The 22,816-nt window shown below is 57.0% G+C and carries 24 protein-coding genes and 2 pseudogenes; 8 read left to right on the top strand and 18 right to left on the bottom strand.

From position 1 onward, the window contains the following. Positions 1 to 20: 20 nt before the first annotated feature. Complete coding sequence (locus G6L97_RS27300; RefSeq protein ID WP_162992505.1) at positions 21 to 197, bottom strand: hypothetical protein; 177 nt, start codon at positions 195 to 197, stop codon at positions 21 to 23. A gap of 455 nt (positions 198 to 652) precedes the next feature. Then, positions 653 to 1,771: a hypothetical protein gene (locus G6L97_RS27295; RefSeq protein ID WP_174004617.1), complete on the bottom strand. Its 1,119-nt coding sequence runs from the start codon at positions 1,769 to 1,771 to the stop codon at positions 653 to 655. A 462-nt stretch (positions 1,772 to 2,233) separates the two neighbouring features. Between G6L97_RS27295 and G6L97_RS27290 the strand changes: the two genes are divergently transcribed. Continuing rightward, positions 2,234 to 2,860: an NUDIX hydrolase gene (locus tag G6L97_RS27290; protein WP_010891604.1), complete on the top strand. Its 627-nt coding sequence runs from the start codon at positions 2,234 to 2,236 to the stop codon at positions 2,858 to 2,860. Positions 2,861 to 2,967: 107 nt separating this feature from the next. On the opposite strand, the gene G6L97_RS27285 is transcribed toward G6L97_RS27290, so the two are convergent. The 3 genes from G6L97_RS27285 to G6L97_RS27275 all read right to left on the bottom strand — a co-directional run bounded on the left by G6L97_RS27285 (position 2,968) and on the right by G6L97_RS27275 (position 5,088). Further along, positions 2,968 to 3,963, bottom strand: a complete 996-nt coding sequence (locus G6L97_RS27285) for a tyrosine-type recombinase/integrase (protein ID WP_174004615.1) — start codon at positions 3,961 to 3,963, stop codon at positions 2,968 to 2,970. A 286-nt stretch (positions 3,964 to 4,249) separates the two neighbouring features. Continuing rightward, entirely contained in the window at positions 4,250 to 4,879 is a 630-nt protein-coding gene (locus tag G6L97_RS27280) for a tyrosine-type recombinase/integrase (RefSeq protein WP_236773728.1), read from the bottom strand. Further along, positions 4,876 to 5,088 carry a tyrosine-type recombinase/integrase gene (locus tag G6L97_RS27275; protein ID WP_236773726.1) on the bottom strand — a complete coding sequence of 71 codons (213 nt, stop codon included), beginning with the start codon at positions 5,086 to 5,088 and terminating at the stop codon, positions 4,876 to 4,878. Before G6L97_RS27275 ends, G6L97_RS27280 begins: the two co-directional genes overlap by 4 nt. 99 nt (positions 5,089 to 5,187) lie before the next feature. Between G6L97_RS27275 and G6L97_RS27270 the strand changes: the two genes are divergently transcribed. The 6 genes and pseudogenes from G6L97_RS27270 (at position 5,188) to G6L97_RS27245 (ending at position 9,945) form a co-directional block, all read left to right on the top strand. Beyond that, entirely contained in the window at positions 5,188 to 5,514 is a 327-nt protein-coding gene (locus G6L97_RS27270) for a hypothetical protein (RefSeq protein WP_236773724.1), read from the top strand. Then, complete coding sequence (locus tag G6L97_RS27265) at positions 5,456 to 6,061, top strand: ImmA/IrrE family metallo-endopeptidase (protein WP_272438537.1); 606 nt, start codon at positions 5,456 to 5,458, stop codon at positions 6,059 to 6,061. The genes G6L97_RS27270 and G6L97_RS27265 overlap by 59 nt, the downstream gene beginning before the upstream one ends. A gap of 392 nt (positions 6,062 to 6,453) precedes the next feature. After that, positions 6,454 to 7,020 carry a hypothetical protein gene (locus G6L97_RS27260; RefSeq protein WP_174004613.1) on the top strand — a complete coding sequence of 189 codons (567 nt, stop codon included), beginning with the start codon at positions 6,454 to 6,456 and terminating at the stop codon, positions 7,018 to 7,020. A 156-nt stretch (positions 7,021 to 7,176) separates the two neighbouring features. Further along, positions 7,177 to 8,319, top strand: coding sequence for an Abi family protein (locus G6L97_RS27255; RefSeq protein ID WP_065698699.1), 1,143 nt, complete (start codon positions 7,177 to 7,179; stop codon positions 8,317 to 8,319). 66 nt (positions 8,320 to 8,385) lie between these two features. Next, positions 8,386 to 8,685 (top strand): annotated as a pseudogene (locus G6L97_RS28290) (phospholipase D family protein); the annotation flags it as partial. An 867-nt stretch (positions 8,686 to 9,552) separates the two neighbouring features. Further along, the gene (locus tag G6L97_RS27245) at positions 9,553 to 9,945 is read left to right on the top strand and encodes a hypothetical protein (RefSeq protein ID WP_174004611.1); all 393 of its coding nucleotides are present in this window, start codon (positions 9,553 to 9,555) and stop codon (positions 9,943 to 9,945) included. 28 nt (positions 9,946 to 9,973) lie between these two features. Here the strand turns inward: G6L97_RS27245 and G6L97_RS27240 are convergent, their stop codons facing one another. From G6L97_RS27240 to G6L97_RS27195, 10 genes and pseudogenes are all read right to left on the bottom strand, one after another. Further along, positions 9,974 to 10,378: a hypothetical protein gene (locus G6L97_RS27240; RefSeq protein ID WP_065698697.1), complete on the bottom strand. Its 405-nt coding sequence runs from the start codon at positions 10,376 to 10,378 to the stop codon at positions 9,974 to 9,976. 97 nt (positions 10,379 to 10,475) lie between these two features. Continuing rightward, positions 10,476 to 11,468: a hypothetical protein gene (locus tag G6L97_RS27235; RefSeq protein ID WP_065702841.1), complete on the bottom strand. Its 993-nt coding sequence runs from the start codon at positions 11,466 to 11,468 to the stop codon at positions 10,476 to 10,478. A gap of 2 nt (positions 11,469 to 11,470) precedes the next feature. Further along, entirely contained in the window at positions 11,471 to 12,055 is a 585-nt protein-coding gene (locus tag G6L97_RS27230; RefSeq protein WP_010891612.1) for an RES family NAD+ phosphorylase, read from the bottom strand. A gap of 8 nt (positions 12,056 to 12,063) precedes the next feature. Beyond that, a complete protein-coding gene (locus G6L97_RS27225; protein WP_010891613.1) occupies positions 12,064 to 12,780 on the bottom strand; it encodes an antitoxin Xre/MbcA/ParS-like domain-containing protein in 717 nt (238 codons plus the stop codon). Positions 12,781 to 12,887: 107 nt separating this feature from the next. Further along, entirely contained in the window at positions 12,888 to 14,105 is a 1,218-nt protein-coding gene (locus tag G6L97_RS27220) for an MFS transporter (protein ID WP_174004609.1), read from the bottom strand. 81 nt (positions 14,106 to 14,186) lie between these two features. Continuing rightward, the gene (locus tag G6L97_RS27215; protein WP_010891615.1) at positions 14,187 to 14,756 is read right to left on the bottom strand and encodes a recombinase family protein; all 570 of its coding nucleotides are present in this window, start codon (positions 14,754 to 14,756) and stop codon (positions 14,187 to 14,189) included. Positions 14,757 to 14,985: 229 nt separating this feature from the next. Further along, positions 14,986 to 15,346: pseudogene (locus G6L97_RS27210) on the bottom strand (recombinase family protein); the annotation flags it as partial. Between the two features lie 6 nt (positions 15,347 to 15,352). Next, complete coding sequence (locus G6L97_RS27205) at positions 15,353 to 15,799, bottom strand: type II toxin-antitoxin system VapC family toxin (protein WP_174004607.1); 447 nt, start codon at positions 15,797 to 15,799, stop codon at positions 15,353 to 15,355. A gap of 2 nt (positions 15,800 to 15,801) precedes the next feature. Then, complete coding sequence (locus tag G6L97_RS27200; protein WP_174004605.1) at positions 15,802 to 16,392, bottom strand: DUF433 domain-containing protein; 591 nt, start codon at positions 16,390 to 16,392, stop codon at positions 15,802 to 15,804. An 88-nt stretch (positions 16,393 to 16,480) separates the two neighbouring features. Next, on the bottom strand, positions 16,481 to 17,593 hold the full coding sequence (locus G6L97_RS27195; RefSeq protein ID WP_010891618.1) for an RHE_PE00001 family protein: 1,113 nt from the start codon (positions 17,591 to 17,593) through the stop codon (positions 16,481 to 16,483). Positions 17,594 to 17,874: 281 nt separating this feature from the next. On the opposite strand from G6L97_RS27195, the gene G6L97_RS27190 reads away from it, so the two are divergent. Beyond that, complete coding sequence (locus tag G6L97_RS27190) at positions 17,875 to 18,816, top strand: recombinase family protein (protein WP_174004711.1); 942 nt, start codon at positions 17,875 to 17,877, stop codon at positions 18,814 to 18,816. A gap of 8 nt (positions 18,817 to 18,824) precedes the next feature. Here G6L97_RS27190 and repC read toward each other — a convergent pair whose 3' ends face one another. The 3 genes from repC to repA all read right to left on the bottom strand — a co-directional run bounded on the left by repC (position 18,825) and on the right by repA (position 22,816). Continuing rightward, a complete protein-coding gene (repC, locus tag G6L97_RS27185; RefSeq protein WP_174004603.1) occupies positions 18,825 to 20,144 on the bottom strand; it encodes a plasmid replication protein RepC in 1,320 nt (439 codons plus the stop codon). 226 nt (positions 20,145 to 20,370) lie between these two features. Continuing rightward, positions 20,371 to 21,369, bottom strand: a complete 999-nt coding sequence (repB, locus tag G6L97_RS27180; RefSeq protein ID WP_174004601.1) for a plasmid partitioning protein RepB — start codon at positions 21,367 to 21,369, stop codon at positions 20,371 to 20,373. Positions 21,370 to 21,598: 229 nt separating this feature from the next. Beyond that, entirely contained in the window at positions 21,599 to 22,816 is a 1,218-nt protein-coding gene (gene repA / locus G6L97_RS27175) for a plasmid partitioning protein RepA (RefSeq protein WP_010891622.1), read from the bottom strand.

Below are 22,816 nucleotides of genomic sequence, written 5' to 3'. Positions count from 1 at the left end.
CGGCACGAGGGAGAAGGGTCTCAATGAGACCCGCCCGGAACGTATTCATGCACGATCACCAGATCGTCTTCGTCATCGAGTTCGTCGCTCGGGAGAACGCCGAACTCGTCGCCGGACCGGAAGAGCGTGACCGGAACCATCAGAGTGCGGGAAAGCTGAAAGGCGTGGTTTTGGGCAAGGGAAAGATCGGTGTTCATCTGAAGGCTCCATCTTTGGAGCGGGCCATTCCCGCTCGATGGCTCCCGTCAGTGTCCGGAACCGGTCGCGATCACCGCGAGGGCGAAGCCGAGCGGCGGCAGCATGCTAGCCGACCCCGCAGCGGGTTGATCGTCGGAGATCCGGGGCCGGACCAGGAAGCCATCCATCAAGAGCGGAATGGCACGTCTCCTATGGACCTCGTTCAACCGACAATGATCATGCGGGAGCAAACCTTATAGCGAATGCGGATCTCTCCGAGATCTGCTCTCCTCAGAGGCCGGTTTTGGTATCAATTCGGAAGCGCGGTAAGACTGAGCTGGTGAGAACAGCGGAAGAAATTGGAACGCGTGATGAAAAGCGAGGACATTGCCGTACTGGCTCAACAGCTAAAGGAGCAGGAGTGAAAGCATGGGTTCGAACGCTTGCGTCTAGAGGCCCGGGGCGAGGACCCTTATTAGTTGTGCATCACTCGCGGAGATCGCCATGACCTTAGTCTGAAATAATCGTCAGCTTTACCGTTCAGCAGGTCAGCCTCGATATCAAAGGCTGACTGCACGATTGAGTCCATTTCCCTTTCGCGATCTACTGCGAAATAACGCTCCTCAAGTCTGCGCTGCTGTATTTCGATGGAATCCCGCCAGTAGCGGGTTCCTTTTATGTCAGTATGTGTCTCGACATATCTAGCCAGGGGACCGCCACGTTCCCGACGCATGTAGCCCGGGCAGGCGCAGCAAAACTCGTAGAGCTTGTCGTCGCTGCTTGCGATCCAGACATCATGCTCGATGATGCCGAAGTTGAACTGCTCGCGCGAATTGTTCACGATATCTGCAGCAGCAATCAGCTTCAGGTCGTTAGCTCCATTCAAAGCGATGCGCTCCAGTACTTTGTCGGGTGTCAAGCCTTTGCCGCCACCCTTTTTCAGTTTCACGAAGTTGTTTGTGATAGCTACTTTCCGCGTCCTGAGTTGGTCAGTTAAGCCATTTTCGGGGGCGAAGACATATCGAGCGATCGTCAGTTCCTTGAGACTGATGAGATCCAGTACCTCGGCGCAATAATCGATGTAGAGGGCGAATTTTTCCAGGCCATTCAACGCCTCTAATCGATGGATGACGTTCATAGCGAGCAGCGAAGCATATGAGCACGAGATTGCCTTCTGACGCTCCAGCGACAGCGCGCTAAAATGCTCAGGGTCCATCTTTCCACCAGCATACGGAACCTTCATCGAGTTTGGGTCCTCACGGAAATTTGGCAGATAGTCTGCAAGAAACCTGTCGAACGCTGCTTCAACGTCGCCTCGACGCGCTGGGGGCAGTTCTTGGTAAGCCGCTGCGGGCGAGATGAATACGCCATACCTGGAGGTCTTCTCGATGAGTCTCGCGAGTTCCAGAACACCAGCATTCTTAAGTTCCTGGTGTCGCTGGCCGGTCTTATAGGCGCTTTCGATTGCAATCAGGATATTGGTGTCGAACATAATATTGGTTTGTCGACCATTCCGATGGTTTTCTCGGATGGCATCCCTGTCGAGGTTGATAATTTCGGTTGAGTTCGACGACGATTTGAAAGCGCGTATCATGAGGTTCTCTGTTTTATGCTCTGCGTAGTTCTCGGTCCCGAAATCTGGGTCTTCTTGTCGATACCAATCTTCCGCTGGCCTCTCCTGTATAATAATCTGATGATCTAAACTTAACCTCGGGCTCAGACAGCGATTTTTGTTCTGGAAATTGCGCTCAAGCTTTATTTTGCTTTAAAATTGCTGCGAGCGGACTGACAACTCCCTGGGCGCCACCGCGCCTCAGGATGGGGAAAATCAATGGAAGTTCCGGCTTTTGATTTTCAGCGTATCAATGTGAAGATCGGGCGCTTATCCCGAGCCGGAGACTATGCCGAGCCCGTTCCTTAAAGCCCGAGATTTCAGGTGAAGCCGCCTGGCAAGCTCGGCATATTTCAGACCACTTGAAGGTAAGCCGCGACCCATTGCAGCCATCTTTTATGATCAATACTGTCTCGATCGAGCCGTCTGGTGAAGGAGCGATCAATGTCTGAAACACCCTGGTTGGCAAAGGCGAAGCGTCTCCAAGCGATAGCTTCGACCGGGCATTCGTTCTGCAAAGATGAGTTTGATCGTGAACGCTACGAGGAAATCGCAGCAATAGCGAACGCCATGTTGGCTGATCTCGCCGATGTTCCGGTGGAACGCATTCGCGACTTGGTCTCTGACTTTGCCAAAGGGTATGCCACGCCTAAAATCGACGTTCGCGCAGCTCTGATCGAAAATGGCAAAATACTGCTTGTGCGCGAGAGATCCGACGGTCTGTGGACGCTTCCGGGAGGCTTTGCAGACGTAGGGCTTTCGGCCTCCGAGAATGTAGTAAAGGAGGTACGGGAAGAAGCTGGTATCGCCGTTTCGGTGTGTCAGCTCTACAGCGTTCGCCACAAGGCCAAGAGCAGTTATGAGCCAGATGCGCGGGACTTTTACAAGATGTTCTTCCTTTGCCGCCGAACGGGTGAACTGACGCTGACAAGCGGGCTGGAAACCAGCGAAGTTTCTTTCTTCGAACGCGGCCGACTTCCACCATTATCGCGAAGCCGCTCCATTGAGCGCGACGTCGAGCTGGCCTTCGAATTCAAAGACGGTCGCCAAACGATAGCCGTTATTGATTGAACATATTTACAGTGTTCCGATGAACATTTCCGGCGCAAGGATACTACCATCAAACATTTAGAGAACGGGTCTGCTGGCGCCGCAGGATAGCCTGCGGCGTCAAGTTGCTAAAGGTTGTCAAGAAACGACAAGAGTTTATCGTTAGCTTTGAAGCGACAGAAAGGCTGCTTGCTCAGCGAGGCAACCTTTGCAAGTGCGGCCTCCTTGATCGCCAGATGCGCATGAAGGTAGGCTTGGGTGGAGCGTGTGGATTCGTGGCCAAGCCAAAGTGAGATGACAGTGCTGTCCACCCCCGCATCCAGCAATTCCATCGCCGCACTGTGACGAAGAACGTGCGGTGAAATGCGCTTGGCTCGCAATGACGGGCATTGCTGTGCCGCCTGCTTCACATGCTTCGCCAGCAGATATTGAACCGCGTCCGGACTCATCCGAGATCCATGCACGGTCGGGAAGAGGATGTCGGACTGGCCCAATCTTGGCTCGTCCAGCCATTGTTTAGGCACGGAACTCAGAATTTTGGTGAGCGGAGTGACGCGCTCCTTCCGTCCTTTTCCGAAACATCTAATATGCGCGCCAGTGTCCAGGGTGACAGCGCCGCGATCGGGGCCGACCAGTTCGGAGAGCCGCATGCCCGTCTGTATTGCCGTCAGGAGGAGGCAGTAGTCGCGGCGACCGATCCATAATCGCCTGTCCGGTGCTGCCAGGAGCGCCTTGATCTCATCCCGGACAAGGAACTGTACCTCGCGCCTCGTGCCGATCTTGCCGGGGATGGCGAGCACGCGTTGGATCTGATGGCTAAAGGTAGGCTCCTCGAATGCAAGGAACCGAAAGAAGGCTCGAATAGCGGTAAGCCTGAGATTGTAGGTGGCGGTGCCCGATCGTCTTTCTGCGGTGAGGTCATCCAGGAATGCTATGACGAGCTCTGCATCGAAATCTTCAAGCATCAGGGATGATGGCTGCTTGCCCGTCTTGCGGTGGGCGAACCTCAAAAAGAGCTTGAAGGTGTCGCGGTAGGAGGCGACGGTATGCGTGCTGACATTGCGTTGGCGCATTAGCCGCTGTGTAAAGAAGCGCTCGATAAGACGTGGAAGCGAACTGGTCATTGTGCCGCCTCCCATCGCGCGTCGAGACGGAGTTTGGCTTGCTCCAGAAGATCGGGATGTGCGCTTAGATACCAGTATGTGTCGGCCACCTTTCCATGGCCGAGATATGTCGAAAGTTCCGGGATTCGACGATCGACGTTCTCGCCGTTCCTGTACCAGTCCAGAAGTGTGCGCACCGCGAAGGTATGGCGAAGATCGTGAATCCTTGGCCCCTCTGTCTCGGAAGCTCCCCGCAGTCGGGCCTCACGGGTCCAGAGAATGAAGGAGAAATGAGGGTTGGCATGGTTCAGACCCCGCCCACGATCCCCTGTGAAGAAGAACCTGCTGGCGCGCGGGTCGGCAGACGATCTCGCTCATCAGAATACCGTCGGAGTGCGTCCCAGGTGCTGCGATGCAAAGGTATGTGTCGGCTCTTACCGAACTTGGTCTCACGGATCGTCAATGTTCCGGTGTCCATGTCGGCATCCTCCCGTAGGAGGCGGGCGGCCTCAGAAAACCGCATTCCTGTCGATGCGAGCAATCCGAAGAAATAATGATAGGTCACACCTCGGAAGCTGCCCGGATGCAGGCGAGGCATGGCGCTCAGAAGATCAGCGACCTGCTCGTCGGAATAGATGAAGGGTCGGGGTCGTCGCTGCGGTACGAAAATGCCAGAGGGTGGAACCTCTGTCTTTGGATCAGTCAGTGCGACATGGCGGGAGAATGACCTGACCGTCGACAGCCGCGATGACCAAGTCCGCGGCCCGTACTGGTGTTCCGCCCATTCAACGGCGAGCTTCGCGGTAATGTGGTCTTGGCCCCGTGATTGGGCATAGGCGACGAATTTGCGTAGTCGACTCTCCTGACTGCTCAGTTTGAAGCCAAGGGACCGACGCAGCGTCAGGTATTGCTCAAGGGATGCCAGCATGGTGCTCATAGGCTTGCTCCCAACCATGGCCGGGCAAGCGATCGAAGCCCCTCGGTGTCGAGCTTCGCATAGATCCTCGTTGTATTTGGCTCCTTGTGGCGAAGGACCTGAGCCAGTTCCGTGAGGCTGACGCCTGAGCGGATCGCCATCGTCGCAAACGTGTGTCTGAATATATGAGCGTGATGAGAGCGGAGCCCCGTGATCTGCGCGCGCTTCAAGGCCCTCCTGGCAATACTGACAGGAAATGACCGTGAAATTGCGAAGGACTTCCTACAGATGCTCGCCAAACGCGCGGCTGAGAAAAAAGGTTCTCGTGAATGAGCAAGGTATTCAGCCTCAAGATGGCAAGGCAACGCGCCGAGGCTCTGCTTAAGGAGGAGGAACTCTTGTCTCTTCCGGTCGATCCTTTTGCGATAGCGGCGAGCCGTGACATCATGGTGGAGGGTAAGCCGGAGACAGTCGGCGGCGTGTCGGGTATGCTGCTACGGCACGGAAACGATTTCGGCATAGTCTACGCCACCCATATCCGCAGCGAAGGGTTTCAGCGTTGCCCACGAGCTTGGCCATTATTTTCTCCCGGGTCACGTGGATCAGGTTATTCAGAACGGCATTCACGTTTCTCGCGGCGGATTCGTCACGAATGATCCCTACGAGCTTGAAGCCGATCACTTCGCGGCCGGGCTGTTGATGCCGGAACAGCCGTTCCGCAAGGAGATTGACCGCCGGGAGCCCGGCCTGGCAGCTATCGAAGTCGTCGCGGATCTCTGTATAACCTCAAGGACGGCTGCAGCGATCCGGGACGCGGAAGTAGGCGATGCTGCTACTGCCGTGATCATAAGCACCGGCGGTGTCATTGATTATTGCTTCATGTCCGAGGCCATGAAATCTCTCCCAAAACTTGACTGGCTTCGCAAGGGTATCGAGTTGCCCATGGGTACGGTAACTGCCACGCTTGCTGCTGATCCGAGGCGCGTCGCCTCTAGAGAGCGGGTCAAGGATGAGATCGATGTCCGAGAGTGGCTCGGAGGCCCCACACGCGAGACGGTCAAGGAAGAGTCCCTTGGCCTTGGCGCCTACGGGAAAGTGCTCACAATTTTGACGTCTACCAAGATTGGGCAGGAATTGGAGCCTGACGAAGAGGACGAACAGCAAGAATTAATTGAAAGCTGGACCCCACGCTTCAAGCGTTGAAGGACTGACCTTGAATTGCCACAGGCGACGTTTTGATGCCATCATTTCGTAGCCGGATCTGGAGAAGAGCGCCCGAAAATCCGCTGACTCTACGTCGGGTCCCACTCCGCGCTCAACCGAATTCCGAATGCACCTTCCGATGCTCGGCCCGAGGTTGTGACACTGGAGACTGCAGAAATAACAATGCGAGATCAGGCCATCATTTAAAGCGCTAAGTCTCTGCCGATCATTCGCGTGGCCTGGGCGGTCGCTTTACACGGGGCGAAGATAATGATGCAGCAGCAGCCCGCCGATGGGGAGGGAAGCTGGATCATACTTAAAAGACACATTTTGAGGTTGACCGTAGTAGGTTTACGCACTATGTTGCCCCGTAGTCGTACTACGGAGTTTATATGGGCGACAGGACAGTCACGGACCGCATGAAGCGGCAGCGCGAACTGCGCGCGGCGGAAGGATGGCAGAAGGTGACCGTATGGGTTCCAACCGTGGTAGATGCCGAAGATGTCAAGAAACTCGCTGCCGAGCGCCGGGCCAGGGCCGAAGCGCTCGCCGGCCTTAGCGAAGAGGTGCCTAAAGTGAACGTCGACGCAGCCGAACGGATCGCGAGGGCGATCGCCGAGCATGGCTCCAAGGCTTACAATACGCCCTCGGGCGCCGTCCTCGAATTGATGAAAGAACTCGCCAAGGAAGATGATTTGGAAAGTCTCGCGAGTGCGTTCGTCATCATAGCAAGGGCAAAGCCAACCAACGCAAAATTCATTACCGCACGCGTGCCGGCCATGATCAGCGAGTTTCTTATCCGCCATCGCGGAATCGACGGGGGTGCGATGGGCAAATGGGGCATGTCAAACCCGGGCTGGGCCGATGAGATCAAGGCGGCCATACGCGAACCGGAACGGTTCCCGCAGGTTGTCGACGCCCTGGCGCAAACCATTAAGCGCAGTCAGACCGTGCAATAATGCGAGAAGCGGACGTCGAGCATTCGCAAATTCCGGAAAGGGGTTCGCCTTACAGCGGCAACATCCGAGCAACTCTGTTGCTAGCGGCTGCACGAATCATATCTTAGAAATTGAAACACCAGGTGAGGACTGGCCTGACCTGGTGCACAAATATCGGTGTCGAAGGCGCATGGCAAGCCAGTGGGGCCTGTTCGACTGCTTTGGAGTAGTTATCTACGTAATATGGCAGAAAGTCAAGTTCCTTTTCCCTACCTGCCGGCGCAACTGCAGGCCATCCGTGCCTCGATTTCCGAGCCGCGCTTCGCAACTTACCTTGCAAAGGGCGGCAATCACGAAGAATATGCGATGGCGCTGTATCTCTACAACGCCCGGGTTGCCAAAGCGTTCCTCTATCCGCTTAATGTGGCAGAAGTGACACTGCGAAATGCCGTCGACGGGATCCTTGTCGCAAGGTTCGGAGCGAACTGGCATCAGGACGCCACATTCCGCGATCAAACTCTGACAGGGAATGGCTTGGCGACGCTCGACAAGGCGATACAAAGGGCGGGCGCGGGCGCAGCACGTGACCAGATCGTCGCGACGCTCACCTTCGATTTTTGGTCGAACCTCTTTCGGCCGGAATATGGTGGCCTCTGGCGCACCACCGTCAATATCGCTTTCCCCCATCTACAGCACGGCGAAAGCCGCCAGGAAATCCAGAACCTGGTAAAGCCGATCAATGTCTTCCGGAATCGCGTGGCCCATCACGAACCGGTTCTTGATCTAAACGTGACTGACATTCATGCCAAGATCGTGCGGCTGATCGAATTACGATGCGCCGAAACGGCAACCTGGATGAAGCATCACTCCACTCTCAGCACCGTCGTCAGAACGCGCCCTCGCCGGGACGGCACCAATGCCAACACGCTGGCCGCGAAGCTCGATCCGGGGTTCGTGCCAGTCAGGCCGGAAACGGGTTTGAGTGAGCTGGCCGAGCTGCTCGACGAAAAGCATCAGGCAATCATCTGCCTCGACGATGACGGGCGTCCGATCGCGGCGCTCACAGTAGTAGACGCCATCCGCTTCATCACAGAGTGCGCAAAGAGGTTGGGTGGGATGATCGATCTTAATGATCATACGGTTTCGGACCTGGTCAAGGTGGCCAACCTCGCGGACCGATGGACGCAAATGGATGACGCCACCCCGCTCGCCTTGGCGGTGAAGGAACTCCAGAAGCCGCGTATCCAGATTCTCGTCGGGATTGAGGCCGCATCAGGCAAGGCCACAGGCGCGATTTTGCGCGCACACCGCCGCTATTGACCGGAAGGATTGCACTTGAGCTTCAAATTGGTGGATTCTGGATGGTCGGACGAACTGGATATCGGGATGCGGGAAAGACCGGAAACGGTTCTGATCGTATGTCCGTTCATCAAGAAGCAGACCGTAGAGCGCCTGATTTTCGCGCATTGCCCTCGTGATCTTCGCGTCATCACTCGATTCGACCTCAACGCCTTCAATGCGGGGGTAAGCGATATGGATGCGCTGTCTCTCCTTCTCCGAAGCGGAGCGAAAATCCGGGGAGTCGTCGGCGTCCATTCCAAAATGTATATCTTCGGCGGCAAGCGGGCGATCGTAACAAGCGCGAATCTCACCGAAGCCGCCATGTTTCAGAATAAGGAGTTCGGCTTCGCCGCTGATGACCACTTCATCGCCGCACAGTGCCAGAATTATTTCGACCGCTTATGGGCCAGCACCAGACACGATCTGTCGCAAGCCGATATCGAGCGATGGCGGCAAATTCTCGCCCCGTACCGTGTCGGGACGAGAGATAGCATTTCTCTACCCGACTTCGGAGAGACGGTGAATTCGACATCGCCGTTCGTACTGGAGCCTCCGACCGATGCGCCTATGCAGTCTTTCGTCAAATTCTTCGGAAGAGCGGACAACCGCGTGTCGCTATCTATGGGGATCGACGAGGAGGTTATTCGCTCCGGTTCGCATTGGGCATGCACGTACCCGAGTGGAAAGCGGCCACGCCAGGTTCGAGAGGGGGCCATCATGTTCATGGCTCGTATGGTTCAGGCGCGGAGCGACTACATTATCTACGGGCGCGCCATTAGCAGGGAACACAGACCAATTCTGGATGACGCCACACCAGCCGACGTGTCGGTGAGAGTATGGAAGGAGAATTGGCCTCACTACGTTCGCGTCCACGATCCCGTCTTCATTAACGGACCGCTTTCGGCAGGAGTGTCCATGGTCGATATGATGACCGAACTTGGTCCGAATTCTTTTGCGCCAACGCAACGCAATCTGAACGCCGGCAGTGGAGGCAATCTCAATCCGCGGCGCGCCATCATGAGAAAACCGCATATGGAGCTCACGCCACAGGCCTATAGGTGGATATTCGATCGGCTCGAGAAATCGATGATGCGGTATGGTGCGCTCGATCTCACCGACTCGCGTTTCGACCTTCCGGCGGCGCAAGACAACTCCCCAGATGCGCTTGCGACCACCCCACAGCTGTCAATGCAGTCTTTAGAGGATTAGAAAATGGATATCCCGCACGTCTCGCGTCAGCCACCTGAGATCGGTAGCCGGGTGAAAATCTACTTTGATCGTAAGTCGGCTGATCTCAGCATTGAGACCCCTGAGGGACAGCGCAGCAGGGATTTTATGGGCGTTTGCATCGGAGACGCTGTTTTCGACACGGAACCCACCGCCAGGAGCAGCACCCGCTGCATCGTGACGGGAACTTTTCTTGCTGTCCCGGGCTCACGTGAGAGCCGCGATATCGAGTCGGAAATCCGCGCGCAGGGCAGATCGCATCTGGAGTTTTACTGGTGGCGTGACAAGACGTGGCCACTCCGCAAAGCGCGCCTGGCGTTCATTGCGAAGCCTCATGGTGGCTTCCCGACTTCGATGGTCGTCGACGGAGAAGACTAACAGGGGGCGCCTCGGCGCCGTCTGTAGTCTACAGATCAAAGATTTCGAGGCCTGAAATTATCATTTGCGCCGTTCCCAGCAATGATCTGGGAAGTCTCGCTGCAAAGGCCTGCCTACCGCTATCGACAATTGCCATTATGCGATGTCGGCCGTCCATGACTGAGATCCAGCCCTCCTCTTTTGAGGTCGGTGTCAGCACCGGAAAACCTATTGGTTGGTTGGAACCGATCCGGCGCACCCAATAGTCATATTTCCCTTGCTTGAAATCCACGCCGCCGCCGCCTCTCCTATCGATCGACCAAAACCATGGTGCATGATTTCCGAGGTGCTGATCAAACCCAGCACTCGGCACTTGGACGGTTACATAGTCGTCCAGGTCCGCGAGCGGCACTTTTTCATTTGAGATATAGGTGAGGCCAAGAAGGGTCGTCATGGAGCGAGCATCTCTGATGGAATTATGGGGTTGTAGTAATTTACATGAATTCCCTGGTCAGAAGGTGAAACCAACACCCCGACATAAAGTCGGCCATTTAACCCAGCGTCCGGAAGCGTCGAAGGGAGCGCGGCGAACGGCGGTCAAGAAGCAGGACCCCGTCAAGACCGGACGAAACACTTCTATCCTGCCGACCCGCATAGGTCTGCGACCGACCTTCAAGGGCAGAGAAGACCTGAGCGACACGCCTGCGACGCGTTGCTTCAGTCGGGGGCCGCTCTTGTACCAAGGCAAGGATTTCCTTGTCGATACCCAAGAACACACCATCATCGATCTCGCGGCCGACATAACCCGCACCAACCTGATCGGATAGATCAAGTACCGGCTGATCGAGGATAATGGAGTAGGCTCGTGTAATCGCTTCGAAGAGATCAAACGTCACGGTGATGCCGTCACCCTTTGCCGGCGGATCCAGCACTCTGCCCTCTGCACCACCGGCCTTGAACATGAAGAAGTTTGCACAGCGCGTGGTCGGCGCCCGTCCGTTGACCGTGTGAAGCGCCGAAACCTGCCCCAGTGCCTTCGCAACGGTGCTTGCGGCTGGCGCTCGGATGCGACCCTTACTCTCGAACACATGGCGTTCCCTTCGCTTGATGCCGATAAAGTCGGGACGCGATTTTGGAGGAGGAGGCGCTGCGCCAGCCTTCGGCGCGACCGGAGCCGTTGGGGATCCCCATCGGCAGGAGGCAAGGCCGGCGACATGCACGAGATACTGCACGCTCATCTGACTCTGAGCATACCAGTGCGTGAACGCCTCGCCGAAAAGGAACGAAACCCCCACCTTCTCCGACTGCTCCAAACTCCGAAAATAGGCCGTCGTGTTCAAGGAGGCATCCAGATAGCCCGTCGCCATCGCGACCAGCATTTTCTCCCGCCAGGGGCCAACGGTGCGGACAGCGGCTCGACGGCTGGGATAGCCGACGGTCAGCAACGAGCGGATGATGTCGGCATGTGTCGCTGGCAACGTTTTCGTGCCATTCAACGCCGTAAATCGTCCAGAGAAGTTTGCGGAAGTGACTGTAACGGACATGCCTATCGCCCGGCCCGGATTGACACCCCGATAGACCGCAGGGCGGGTATCAGGTCGGCTTGACGAACTAACTCGACCGCCGGAGAGGCGACAAGTTTCTCACCGACGGCCCGATCGTAGACCGCCACGCAATCTGTTGCAGTGAGGCGTGAGGAATAGAGCAATCCATCGACAGCATAGGATCGAAAGATCGACTCGCTCAGTCTCTGCCCTTCCTGATGTTCCTTGCCCCGGGCTGCGTCCGTGCTGACGCCCAACCTCAGGAGGCCGGTCGTGCGCAGGTCGAGAAGAATGAGAGCATCCGTGGCCGTCACCTCAGTGACCGACCAGTCCTCGATTTCACTCTCATCCAGCACTCGGTCCTGCGTCCCCTCGAAGCGGTCGCGCACGATCGTCTCCGCAATCGCGGTCGCGAGATCATATGCGGCATAAAGCAGTCGGAACATCTGGTTTGGACTTGAGAATCGCGATTGACCGAAACCCATGCCGAGCGGGGTCGACATGTGGGCTACAGGGATGATGCGGAGATAGGATTGAGGGAGAAACGCAAGCGCGAGCTCCCGAACCGTTTGAGGATCAAGTTTCACGATTCAGCTCAACCAAAATCGCGCTCAGCTGCATCCAGAACCTCGTCAAGATTGCCCATCTTGAGATTGTCGAGCGGCGTTCCGCCTATGCTTGGCTTCGGCTGGATCAACCATTGCCACGCTGAACGCGGATTGCGGATGATTTTGGTGACCTGAGGCATGCCCTCGACCGGCCGGCCATCCACAAACTGAGCCAGGGGAAAGACATGCTTTCGCTCGCCCTTGAGCAGACCGACTACAGCTCCGCGCTTGTGCCAGTCGTGTAAGGTCGATCGCTTCGTGCCGAACTTTTTCTCGATATCGCCCGGACCGGCGACCGGACCGGCCCAGTCTTCGATGCGGGTTGGCGTCGCAAATTCGTCGAGCCTGCGGCGCCCTTCCTCAATGCCTACCGATTGACCCAGACCAGCACCTCGGCTGACCTCCACAGGCTTTTCGACCGATACCTCCGCGAGCACATGACCTGGCTTCGCAGCCAGTTCGGCGACGGCGGCTTCGACAATATGGGCGAGTTCCGTTTCGTCGTCGGCAATCCGACGCTGTTGCTCGACAGAAAGGCGCGCTGCTACCGCAGAGACCACGGCCATGACCTTGCCAGTCGCCGCAAGAGCCTGCTTTGAAAGGCCTGGATTGTGTCGGGCCAGAACCTTGAGAACATCGGCTACCGCAGCCGGATTGACTTCCAGCTTTGCGCCCATCTGCGATTTACGGGTGACAGCGACCATCTTCGTCTTCCTTCTTGACTACAGCCAAGATAATGCGGATTGTCCGGTTTGTCCAGATTGTTGCCATCAGAGGGCGTCGCGTTGGTTTCCCGCTGAACAACGCTTGATCAGGCAACAGCCTTGATGTCGGAGGGGATCGATATCGTCGCGACGGCCGCAACGACAGAGGCAATGCCCGCCAGAACGAATGTCGTGGACAGCGATGACGTGATCACCATGCCGGCCAAGGCGGAACCAAGAGGGAAACCGGCCAGATTCAGGCTCATCGAAATCGACATGACGCGGCCGAGTTGTTGCGGATCGGTTCGACGCTGGCGAAGCGTCAGAAGAGCAACATCGATCGGACCGGACATGACGCCGGCAAGCATGAGGCCGATCGCCAGCCCGCCAAACCCAAACTCAGCTGCCACGGGCCATGCCGCCAAGGCCGTAATTACCATTCCGATAGCCATAATGTGACGCTCGCGACCGGTCGTTCGTATGTGCCCAGCGAACAGCGCACCAATCCCGCCGGCAATGCCCATCGCAGCCCACAGGAAGCCTGTCACCGAACTCCCAATGGAAGTGTCGTAATGGTTGGCGACAAAAACCGGAACGACGACATAGAGAACGCCCCAGGTGATCTGATACATCGAATAGGAGATGGCAAGGCCGCGCAGTGTCGGTTGCCGAGCCACGACCTGGATGCCTTCCAAAGTCTGCCGCATGAACGACGCCTGCCCTGACGCCAGACCTGGAAGGAGCGGTACGAGGGACATGCATATTGCCGCGCCTGCATAGAAGAGGGCGATCATGGACATCGCACTTTCAGGACCAAGCCACGCGACAATGATGCCGGCCATCGCTGGCCCGACGACATCAACGACGGCATAGACCGCCGTATCCAGCGCATTTGCTCGATCGAGTGCGTGAGACGGAACCAGGCGAGGCAATAGGGTGCGGGTGCCAGCTGCGCCCAACGGACCGGCGAGGGAAAACAATATCACCAGAAAGAACAGGACCGGTGGCGTCGTCCAGTTGAGCCAGCTCACGGTACTGATTGCGGCAATCAATATGGCGCTGGCAATCATGTCGATTCTGACAGCTATCGTCGGTCCGACGCGATCAAGCAGAACACCCGCGATTGGACTAACCATCAGGCCAGGCACGATTGCCGCGAAAGTCAGCCAGCCGGCCAGTGCCGGTGACGAGAACCGCGCCAGCACGAACAGCACCAACGTGAGAATGAACATGCGTCCGGCCAGACGCGAGAGGGTAGCAGCGAAAATGAGAGGCGTCAGACCGGGAATTGTGGTGAGGGCTCGGTATGAATTTTGCTGTTCCATCGTGACCTGCGAAAGATGGTTGGATTTTTGAACATCAATCAAGTGCGCTCGGAATGTCCGGGCTGAATGCAAAGGCAAGTATCAGGCAGTTCTCTGAATGCCGAGACGTCGTAATTCCCGGTAGACAGTTGAGCGACCAAGGCCAAGCTGCTTGGCGGCTTCGGTCGGGGATGTCTTAGCTTCGATGAGTTTGATCGCCGCGTCTATCTTTTTCATGTCGAGGGGTTGGCGGCCGGGGCGCTTGCCCTTGGCTCTCGCCGCGACGATACCGTCCTTCGTCCGTTCCGAAATCAACCGTCGCTCGAAATGGGCAATGGCCCCGAAGACATGAAAGATCAGCTCGCCGGCGGCTGACGACGTATCGATCTTCTCTTCAAGGCTCAGCAGGTCGATCTGACGCTCGCGCAGCATCTTCACGGTCTCAAGCAGTTCGGCCAAAGACCGGCCGAGGCGATCCAGCCGAACGATCGCTAGCGTGTCGCCAGCGCGAGCATAGGCAATGAGATCCGCCAGACCCGGCCGATCCATGCTCTTGCCGGACTTCACATCGGTGAACACCTTGATCGCTCCGGCGTGTTCGAGACGCAGCGTCTGACCCGCTACATCCTGATCGCCGGTCGAGACGCGCGCATATCCAAGAATTGCCCCCATGATGGCGTCTCCGAAACGGCCGTTCTGTGGACGGTGACAACCGACCTCATTCCGCCACTGAAAAATCGTCCATATAATACGTCTCTTTATTCTCTGCTGTCCATAGATTATCACGCCCTTTTGTGGACGAGTTAGCAGGGTGAAGATGCGCAAACATGAACTTTTGACCGAGCACGAACGGCGACAGCTCTTATATGGGGTCGGAACAAGATCTGTTCCCGCAGACACGCTAAGGCCGAACGGAATGTGAACTTTCGTCGCGAACCCGCATGACGGTCTGTCGGCTGGTTGCGAATTTTCGCGCGATCGCCGAAACGCTCATGCCTTTCGCTAGATCTTCGCGTACATCTTTCTTCTGCTCTTCACTGAGCGTGGCCGGCCGGCCGAGGGTCTTGCCTTCCGATTTGGCGCGCTTGAGGCCGGATTGCGTCCGCTCGACCAGCAGATCGTTCGAACTGGGCGACGGCGTTAAGCACCTGCATGGTCATTGTGCCGGATGAACTGGTCAGGTCCGCGCCGCCGAGAGCGAGACAATAGATCCGTTCCGCAGAATTGTGGATGGCTGAGATAGATATCTTATCCCATCCGATCGAAGCTCATCGTGCCACATCTTGGGAGGGCACAGATCTGGCAGGCTTCTTGAATGGATCAAGGACCGTGACGCCCCGGCTCTGAAAATCCGCGACGTTGCGTTTCACGATGACCAGATCATTTACCTGCGCTGTCGCGGCCAAGCCGGTATCGTCGGTATTCTTTTCAGATTGACCGAGCATCTGCCCCCAACGGCGTGCGACAGCCTCGTCGACCGGGAGAATACGACCTTGATAAGCGGCGAAGATTGCGTCGGCAGCCTTGGCAATCGCGTTCGCCACAGTGTCATCGGCTTTCCGCTTCTTCTCGATGCCTTTCGAAATCTGTCGAACCGAGATCACGCTGATGGCGAGATCGGTATCATCGATCGTATCGAGCCAAGCCGCGACATTCTCGTGCGGTTCGGGTCGACCAATCTCTTTCAGGACATTTGTATCGAGCAGGTATTTCAAGCTCAGTCATCCAGCGCGCTAAGATCGGCTGCGCGCATGGCGGCTTTTGCCGTTTGCTTCGGGTACGGCCGGCCCGCCTTCGGATGCGCCTCCGCATAAACTCGCGCCGCCACGACCTGTTGTTCCTTCAAGGAGGGATAGTCGCGAAGGACCTCTTCGACCGTGACGCCGGCGTCGAGAAGAGCAGCGATCCGATGAGCCTCGATGTGCGTGCCTCGGATGACCGGCTCCTTCCCGGATAGGTCGACCTGATCGGTGAGCTTCTCGAGTTCCTTCAGCTTGCGCTCGACGAAGACTAAGTGCTGACCGATGTCGTAGCGCTGTTTGCCGAACACGACTTCCTTCGCGAGACCGCGCTTTAGGGAGGTCTGCAACGCCTCATAGAACTCGGATTGGCTCTTGGGCGTGAGCGCCAGTTTGAGTTCGTCATAGGCATGGAGAAACACCAGCTCAGCTTGACCGAACTGTCGAATGCTTCGACCACCTCGCTTCACGAGTTGCGGCTTAATCGGCGCGCGCTCGACAACCTTCTTGAAGATGTCCAGCGGCGCGCCCACTACAAAAGCCGCCTGTGCCGTTGTCAGATGTTCCATCCGATCGCCTCTCTAATTCACCCCGAAAGATAGGGCCGAATTAGAGATAGTGCAAGGCCCCCGTTTGATTTCATTTTGGCAGGGTGTTTCAGACAATACCCCAGGCTCGGTAGCTTCCACGTCCCGTCATTTCCCGAACACCCAGCTCGGCGATCAGATCGAGCGCCGCGCGATGGCTCACTCGCAACTCCTTGGTAATCATGGATGAGGAGACGATCGGCCGGGTTAAAAGCAAATCCACGACACCGGGAAGGCTGCTTGACGACCGCTTTCCTTGGAGCTTGCGCTCTAGGCGGTCCCGGGCTTGGCCTAACCGAATGATTTCTTTCATCCCCAATGCTGCCCCTTCCGCCATGGCCTCAAGCGTGGCGACCAGTCGCCGCGTCCGGTCCCGAGACCGGCGACGATCGCGCGGAACAACCTTCAGGCCGAAATTGAGCCCGAACAGGTGCGACGCGAGCTTGCCGCGCGCGCGAAGATAGGAACTCACCAGTTGCGCACCGAGCCAATGTTGTCTTTGCAGCGGTTCCAGAGTTTCCCACGCATCCCAGAGGATCGCAGAACTGAGCGTCGGCGGCATCGCCGCAACCTGCTGCATGACGGCTTTCCATTCCGAAAGCCGGCCGCCTTCGTCCCAGTCCGGATCCCGAATGATCAGTTCGCCAAGGGCCAAAGATCCCGCCTTGTGTTCCTGATCCTTCCCTGTCGCGGCTGCGAGCGTGCGAGCCGACCGGTCAAGAAGCGCGTCGATTTCTGCCATCTCGTCGGCGAAACCATCATGGACCTCATCCGACGTCACCTCTGCTAGCGGTGCTCGCGCGCCCTCCCCTGACACCTCACGTGCGGGAGGGATCGAAGCCCGGGCAATCAAGTTTTCGAGACCTGATTGGCTGATCGCCCAGTCTGCCTCAGCCCCGGCTATTCGCCTCCGGGCCCGGAGGATAGAATGTGCGATGGTGATGTCGTGCGTAGGGGCCCGAACATCCCGCTCGGCATCGTGGAGAACTAGGTCTTCGACGTGTACGAGTTCGCCGGCGACCCACATGCTGGCGGTGGCGTCATGGAAGTGCGCTCGCTCGATGAAGCCCGGTCCCACTACACTACGTCGCACAATCTCATCCAGGCGTGCTAGTTGATCCTCGGCGTGAGCGACCGCCGGAAAAAGAAGCGCCAGAGGCAAATCGCCGATTTCATAGGCCATTGGTATTCCCTGTTAAATTGTTCAATATTGAAGCTATTATAACGTTAACTTCAATCACAGGTGAGAGATTTTCCGCCTACTTTATATATAGAACGGAGCGGCGCTCCTGATTGTACAGCTGGACCGTCGGCGGACGTCGAAGCGCCCAAAAACGTTGTCTTTCAGCGCATTTTTTTACCAAAGTGACCACGCACATGCGTCAAGAGACGTTTACAAACGATCGTTTATCCTTATCCTCTGCGTTTGGAAAACTGCCCTTCAACATTCCTCAGGCGCTGCAAATGGCTCGTAACACGCAAAATCGACGTTCCGGTCGGCCTCAGGGCCGTATAATCGGCTATGCCCGCGTTTCGACGGACGAACAGGCGACGGAAGCGCAGGAGATCGAACTCAGGTCGGCCGGTTGCGACATTATCGTTCAAGAACATGGTTCCGGCGCGTCGCGTGCCCGCCCTGCTCTTTCCAAACTGCTTCGGGAGATTAGCGCTGGCGACACGCTTGTTGTGGTACGACTTGACCGCCTGGCGCGCTCGGTCAGTCATCTGCTCGAGGTAATCGAGGATATGACGGCGAAGGGCGCGCATTTCCGGTCGCTGCGCGATCCTATCGACACGTCGACGCCGCAAGGAATGTTTTCCCTCCAGGTTCTCGGCGCCGTGGCGCAGCTCGAACGCGCGCTCATTTCCGAACGAACGAAGGCGGGTATCCGCGCAGCCAAGTCCAAAGGAAAGCTTTCCGGCAACCCGGGCATCCGGGAAAAGCGCCCGGAGGCGCTGGCAAGGATGACCGCGGCCCAGAAAGCGGCATATGGCGATAGGATTCAGGCGTCCGCGAACCAATGGCTTCCTACCGTTCGTCGCATGCGACCGGATCACACATGGGACGACATCGCCCGAATGCTCAAGCAGCGGGGCCTCGACTGGACGCCAGAACGTCTTCGCCGCGCCGTGAAGTGGATGGTGAGGGAACGCCTGGTGGATGCAGCGCTCCTGAAAAAATCTCCTCCCCGTCTTCCCGAAGATCGCCTGATGACGCTTGTGGCCGGCATCCATTCTTCGAACCCAGACCTGAAGCTCCGCGAGATCGCCGGCCAGCTTGAAAGACTGCACGAGCGCACGCCGCGCGGTGGATCCAAATGGGCGCCCTCGTCCGTCAAGAACCTGATCGACCGCGCCCGACGTTCCGGGTTGATCACCGACGTCGACATCGCCGCGGCTGAATAGCGAGAGGATCACCAAGATCTCGGCTTTCGCAGGTTTTTGAGCAGCGATTCCGATACGTGGAGGCGGCTGTCATCCTCGACCTCCTCAGCAGTTCGCGGCTTTCCAGCGCCGACTGCATTCTTCTGCTCGTCCAGCTTCGCCCGGAGCAACGCCATGACCATCGGCCAGGTCGAAAACTTCCCATCCTTGGCCCGGTCGGTCAGGCTGCGCAGATAGCCCCCAGCGTTATTGATCTGACCGGCCCGCTGATAGATCGAAGCCAGCGTGATCGCCGCGTGTTGCTCGCCCATGGTTTCGCGGGCCTCCCGCCAGGCGCTCGGACTAATCCCCAGCATCGGCCGGGCAAGCTCAGCCGCCGCCAGCAAGTCGCGCCAATGCCGAATTGGACCTCCCTGGGCCAATTCCCGCATTTCGGGGCAGGCATCCAGCACGATTCCCAAAGGCAGCTCGCGTTTCGGCAAGCTCCGTACATTGTCGGTTTCCGCAACGCTGCCGCCCGCTTCATCTTTTTTTCCAGAGCCGTATTCAGATTCAAATTTAGAGTCTGGATTTGAATTCTGTTTGTGGCGACCGATATGGGACTCATTGGCGTCCAGATTCATCGTTTTTGTGAAAGATTCCAATACGTCACGGATCTCGATGCAGAGTTCCTGAAGCTCTTGCCCAATACTCTCGACAAGCTGCCGAGGTGCCGAGCGTGGCAGGCGGACGATGATCCCCTGATAGGTCTGGGTAACTCTTCCCCAGTTTCCAGGAACGCTCTCTTCGACGCCAGTTTCGATCATTTTGACAATGTCACGACGAAGAAGAGTCAAGCGCTCCTTGGCCACCCGGAAGGCCTTTTTTTCAGCTTGCACTGTCTGGGCCAGATCTCGGAACTCCTCGGCCCGCGCGACGATCGGCGACAGATCGAACCCATAGGCCTGCTCAATCTCCCCTCCCCTTCCCTTGCGGGCGAACCGCTTGCCATTGGGGCTGTCGCGGCGAATGATGAGCCCGCAATCAACCAGTATGGCAAGATGCCGGCGCAGTGTCGTGGCGGGCATGCCGTTGGCGCGAGCCATCAGCTGTTCGTTAGAAGGCCATACGACCAGTTCGGCACCACCAGTCAAGGCGGTCTCCGGGTAAAACGTCAACAGCGCGTTCAGGATCGAGAGTGAGCGGTCCGTGGCTCCGATCAGTCCCCGGGATTCACGGATGTGCTGGAAGACCTGCCATTTGTGGGCGACAGTGTCTGATGCGACCGCTTTTGCTGCCATCTGGCTTGCAATATGGCCGAGCGTCATCGGCCGCCGCCCAAAGGACGTCGTTGAGATATGCGTCTGCATTTCCTTTTACCTTTTGTTAGGCAATTGAAATCCGCCCGTCGAAATGACGCTTTCCCTTACGGGACCCTTGACTACGATTCCTGGAAATGCGATTCTCTTAGCTGCGAGACTACAGAGAAGGTCTTCCGGAACGCCGTTTCGGGGGCCTTTTTCTTTTGCGGTGAGAGCCAGTCCATCTCAGTCGAGCGGAGCTTTAAATTGGATGAAACCCTGACTATTGGTCGAGCTAGCCTCCTCCGTTGGTTTCAATGAACTGGGCGTACAGACTGTCCAACTGGTCAGCGACATATTCGCCAAAAGTTGGCACCAGTCTCTCGTCGAAAACCAGAGCCGTTCGTCCAGTTTCTTGTCGGATCGTCGCTGCCTTTTTCCCCTTTGGCGTGCTCCAGGCCCTTACCTTTTTTGGAGTCTTCGCAGGTGGCCTTGAAACGGCGTTGAAAATGAGGTTAAAGCGGGTATCGCTATCAGATTGCTTGAACTGCTCTGACCCAAGCATCGCTTCGATTGCGTCCGTTGCCTTAGGCTTCCCAAGCCCCTCGGCAAGTGCGACCCAACGCGATCGACCCGCTTTCGACGCTGGGCCGATTTGTGTGGCGAGGTTCAGCGGTATGCCCCTTGCTACAGTTATGTAGCGGCTGAGGTCGGCCTTGTCAGTGGATAGCGCGGCAATGATGGTGGCTCTATCAAAACCCGCATCTTCGAGGCGCAGGGCGAAGAGAGCCTTCTCAATGAACGAGAGGTCAGCACGGTTAAGATTTTCGCGGCCCTGGGCCACGACCAGTTCACAGTCCGTGAGATTTCGAACAATGGCAGAAACCTCTCTCCGCAGATTTACTGCCGCGCGCAGCCGCCGCCTTCCATATACGATCTGATATCGACCGGCAGCCTCAGGGTGCGGTCTGACAAGAACCGGCACCTGCTGCCCCTCCTGCGAAATGCTCGCCTCAAGCTGCTCGAATTTCGGATCCACGTCTGAGGGCAGCCGATCCGCGATCGGCGACCCGTCGATCATGGACGGATCCAGGGACACGACGGCTTCGCCTGTAGCCAGTTGATCCTGCAGCCGAGCTGCAGCCTTTGCGCCCTCAGCCATCTCTTGCAAAGACGAACCCATGGCCGAAATCGCTCCGGTACGAACACGAGCGGTCGACTTGTCGACTGCTGCTCTATCGGTCGCAGGTTGCTTCTTGAGGAACAAAGTATCGATTGCGTCTTTGCGGCTCATGATATCGGCCTCTTGGGTTTGGCGTCGTGGCGTCGCATTTTTGATTGCAAATGCGCTTGGTTGGGAGCTCCCAACAAGACAAGACAACTGCACCCTGGCCAATTAGCGATGGGCGTGCGTCGTCGTCTCAAATTACCCCGGCTTCTCCAGTGCCCCATGTCCAGGGGGCGAATCAACACCTGTCTGTTGGGAGCTCCCAACAGATCTGTGAGGAACGCAAAGCCTTTCATTAGACCCGCCCCCACGCCATCTTGATCAAAGCCTCGATCTCCGAATTCACCGCATCTAAAGATTCCATCGCCCGGTCGTATGTCGACCGGGTAAGGTTCTCTCGCCCTATCTCATAGAGCGTCTGCTTGGTTAAACCGGCATCAGATACCGCTGCCGACTTGACCATAGGATTTGTAAGGACGTGATCCTCGAACATGTTGCGCAGCAGTGCCGTCACTTTCGTCTGCGGCGCGTCCTGGGGCTCATAGCGCGTCAAGAGATAGCGTATGAAATCGTACTGGAGATTGCCCCCCGCCTCTTTCACGACACCCAGAAGGTCGCGTGTCATGAGGAGAAACTGGCTCATGGAAGCGATATCCAGCATCTGAGGATGTACGGTGATTACCATTGATGTTGCAGCACACAACCCGCTGAGAGTCAAAAACCCAAGCTGAGGAGGGCAGTCGATGACCACGACATCGTAATCGTCGGCGACCTCATCAAAGGCTTGGGCCACGCGAGTGAAGAACAATCCGTCGCGCGTACCTTTGTCAGTCAATGCTTTCGGGGTGGTATGCTCGAACTCCATAAGCTCGAGATTTCCAGGAACAAGGTGAAGACCATCAAAATACGTCGGTCGGATCACATCTCGCAACGGACGACGTGTGTCGTCGTACCGAATAGCCGCATAGAGCGTTTCGTTTGCACCGACATCAGTTTCTGGCAGAACGCCGAGGAGTGCTGAAAGACTAGCCTGCGGATCGAGATCGACTGCGAGAACCCTGTAACCTTGCAACGCCAGATACTGTGCAAGATGAGCGGACGTCGTCGTCTTCCCAGAGCCACCTTTGAAGTTGGTTACAGCAACGACTTGCAAATGCTCAGAACCTCGGCGATGAGGCACAAAATCAATGCTTTCACGTCCTCGAGTCGAGCCGGCAAGCATCTGCCGGATTTCGTTTATCTGACCGAGGGTGTAAAAGCGCCGTCCGTTGCTGGCGAGTTCAGGTTGCGGCCCTTCGCCAGCCAGTGTCATCTTTCGAAGAGTTGAGTCAGATATTTTCATCAAGCGTGCGGCTTCACCCGAGGTGAATTTGCGCAAGCTCTTGTGCGACGTCGGAGGAAACAACGCCTCGCTCATCGCTTGAAGCTGAGAGCTGAGCTGCTCAGCATGCTCACCAATGGTAACATCTACCGACGGGCGATCATTTCGGGATATGGCAGCGGCTTTGCTCAC

It is taken from the genome of Agrobacterium tumefaciens (assembly GCF_013318015.2).
GTDB classification, from domain to species: Bacteria; Pseudomonadota; Alphaproteobacteria; order Rhizobiales; family Rhizobiaceae; genus Agrobacterium; species Agrobacterium tumefaciens.
This window is presented reverse-complemented; position numbering and strand designations above follow the sequence as displayed.

Excerpts from the sequence above, each read along its gene's own strand:
- G6L97_RS27300 (WP_162992505.1), bottom strand. The coding sequence starts at position 197 with ATGAACACCGATCTTTCCCTTGCCCAAAACCACGCCTTTCAGCTTTCC.
- G6L97_RS27295 (WP_174004617.1), bottom strand. The coding sequence starts at position 1,771 with ATGATACGCGCTTTCAAATCGTCGTCGAACTCAACCGAAATTATCAAC.
- G6L97_RS27290 (WP_010891604.1), top strand. The coding sequence starts at position 2,234 with ATGTCTGAAACACCCTGGTTGGCAAAGGCGAAGCGTCTCCAAGCGATA.
- G6L97_RS27285 (WP_174004615.1), bottom strand. The coding sequence starts at position 3,963 with ATGACCAGTTCGCTTCCACGTCTTATCGAGCGCTTCTTTACACAGCGG.
- G6L97_RS27280 (WP_236773728.1), bottom strand. The coding sequence starts at position 4,879 with ATGAGCACCATGCTGGCATCCCTTGAGCAATACCTGACGCTGCGTCGG.
- G6L97_RS27270 (WP_236773724.1), top strand. The coding sequence starts at position 5,188 with ATGAGCAAGGTATTCAGCCTCAAGATGGCAAGGCAACGCGCCGAGGCT.
- G6L97_RS27260 (WP_174004613.1), top strand. The coding sequence starts at position 6,454 with ATGGGCGACAGGACAGTCACGGACCGCATGAAGCGGCAGCGCGAACTG.
- G6L97_RS27245 (WP_174004611.1), top strand. The coding sequence starts at position 9,553 with ATGGATATCCCGCACGTCTCGCGTCAGCCACCTGAGATCGGTAGCCGG.
- G6L97_RS27240 (WP_065698697.1), bottom strand. The coding sequence starts at position 10,378 with ATGACGACCCTTCTTGGCCTCACCTATATCTCAAATGAAAAAGTGCCG.
- G6L97_RS27235 (WP_065702841.1), bottom strand. The coding sequence starts at position 11,468 with ATGTCCGTTACAGTCACTTCCGCAAACTTCTCTGGACGATTTACGGCG.
- G6L97_RS27225 (WP_010891613.1), bottom strand. The coding sequence starts at position 12,780 with ATGGTCGCTGTCACCCGTAAATCGCAGATGGGCGCAAAGCTGGAAGTC.
- G6L97_RS27220 (WP_174004609.1), bottom strand. The coding sequence starts at position 14,105 with ATGGAACAGCAAAATTCATACCGAGCCCTCACCACAATTCCCGGTCTG.
- G6L97_RS27215 (WP_010891615.1), bottom strand. The coding sequence starts at position 14,756 with ATGGGGGCAATTCTTGGATATGCGCGCGTCTCGACCGGCGATCAGGAT.
- G6L97_RS27200 (WP_174004605.1), bottom strand. The coding sequence starts at position 16,392 with ATGGAACATCTGACAACGGCACAGGCGGCTTTTGTAGTGGGCGCGCCG.
- G6L97_RS27195 (WP_010891618.1), bottom strand. The coding sequence starts at position 17,593 with ATGGCCTATGAAATCGGCGATTTGCCTCTGGCGCTTCTTTTTCCGGCG.
- G6L97_RS27190 (WP_174004711.1), top strand. The coding sequence starts at position 17,875 with ATGGCTCGTAACACGCAAAATCGACGTTCCGGTCGGCCTCAGGGCCGT.
- repC (WP_174004603.1), bottom strand. The coding sequence starts at position 20,144 with ATGCAGACGCATATCTCAACGACGTCCTTTGGGCGGCGGCCGATGACG.
- repB (WP_174004601.1), bottom strand. The coding sequence starts at position 21,369 with ATGAGCCGCAAAGACGCAATCGATACTTTGTTCCTCAAGAAGCAACCT.